Here is a 413-nt window from a genome sequence, read left to right on the forward strand (position 1 = left end):
CCTCGGCAGTACACGGCGAGGTCGTAGCCGGAAAGCTGGTCGAAGTCCCGGACCCGCCCGTCGGCCAGGACGCCGGAGAGGCCGCGCCCCACAAGGCGTGCGAGCTTGGTTCCGCCGCCCATGGAAACGTCGGGGTATCCGTTACTGGCCATGACCAGGACCTTCCCGCGTCCGTCCGCCCCGACCGCCTGGTCGAAGACGTCGGTGAAGTTGTACCGCGCGGACGGGAGCGACTCCTCGCATGCGGGAAAGAACGACATCGTCACGGCGGGACCGAAGAGCAGCCGGCCGGGGGTGGGGCTCATCAAGTCGAGGATGTGACTCCGGTGCTTGTGGAGGCGGCCCATGGCGTCCACGACATCGGCGGCACCCACTCGTCGGGCCAGCGCGGACAGACGTTCGCTCGTGTCCAT

The 413-nt window shown here is 68.5% G+C and carries 1 pseudogene; it reads right to left on the minus strand.

The window, feature by feature from the left end:
* A pseudogene (locus tag IH48_RS0132445) lies at positions 1-305 on the minus strand (RraA family protein); the annotation flags it as partial.
* Positions 306-413: the final 108 nt, after the last annotated feature.

The sequence above is a fragment of the Streptomyces sp. NRRL F-5126 genome (genome assembly GCF_000721265.1).
GTDB lineage: Bacteria > Actinomycetota > Actinomycetes > Streptomycetales > Streptomycetaceae > Streptomyces.